Source organism: Streptomyces sp. NPDC104096 (assembly GCF_055584385.1).
Window position 1 is genome coordinate 1 of the sequence record NZ_JBVJMD010000170.1, and the last position, 1,158, is coordinate 1,158.

Consider the following 1,158-nt stretch of genomic DNA (forward strand, 5'->3'; position numbering starts at 1 on the left):
AAGTACGGCCGTGTTACGGCAGGTTGCGGGCCATGACGATGCGCTGGACCTGGTTGGTGCCCTCGTAGATCTGGGTGATCTTGGCGTCGCGCATCATGCGCTCGACCGGGTAGTCACGGGTGTAGCCGTAGCCGCCGAGGAGCTGGACCGCGTCCGTGGTCACCTCCATCGCCACGTCCGAGGCGAAGCACTTGGCGGCCGCGCCCTGGAAGGTGAGGTCCTTGTCGCCGCGCTCCGACTTGGCGGCGGCCGCGTAGGTGAGCTGACGGGCGGCCTCGATCTTCATCGCCATGTCGGCGAGCATGAACTGGACGCCCTGGAAGTCGGCGACCGGCCTGCCGAACTGCTTGCGCTCGCGGACATAGCCCTTGGCGTAGTCCAGGGCGCCCTGGGCGACACCGAGGGCCTGGGCGGCGATGGTGATGCGGGTGTGGTCCAGCGTCTTCATCGCGGTGGCGAAGCCGGTGCCCTCCTCACCGATCATGCGGTCGGCGGGGATGCGCACGTTGTCGAGGTAGACCTCGCGGGTCGGGGAACCCTTGATGCCGAGCTTCTTCTCCGGCGCGCCGAACGAGACGCCCTCGTCGGACTTCTCCACCACGAACGCGCTGATGCCCCTGGAGCGCTTCGCCGGGTCGGTGACCGCCATCACCGTGTAGTACTCGGAGACGCCCGCGTTGGTGATCCAGCGCTTCACGCCGTTCAGGACCCAGGAGTCGCCGTCGCGCACGGCCCGCGTCTTCATGCCGGCCGCGTCCGAGCCGGCGTCCGGCTCGGACAGGCAGTACGAGAACATCCCCTCGCCCTTGGCCAGCGGGCCCAGGTACTTCTTCTTCAGCTCCTCCGAGCCGGACAGGATCACCGGCAGCGAGCCCAGCTTGTTCACCGCCGGGATCAGCGAGGACGACACGCACACGCGCGCCACCTCCTCGATCACGATCACCGTCGCGAGGGCGTCCGCGCCCGCGCCGCCGTACTCCTCGGGGACGTGCACGGCGTGCAGATCGTTCGCGACCAGCGCCTCCAGCGCCTCCTGCGGGAACCGCGCCTCCTCGTCCACCGCGGCCGCGAACGGGGCTATCTTCGCCTCGGCCAGCGAACGGATCGCGTCACGGAGCATGTCGTGCTCCTCGGACGGGCGGTACAGGTCGAAGTCAG

1 protein-coding gene is annotated in these 1,158 nt (G+C 68.9%); it reads right to left on the bottom strand.

The genetic code is table 11. The features are described from left to right. Positions 1–13: 13 nt before the first annotated feature. A partial coding sequence (locus ACZ60B_RS43045; protein ID WP_469397594.1) for an acyl-CoA dehydrogenase occupies positions 14–1,158 on the bottom strand: 1,145 nt, incomplete at its 5' end.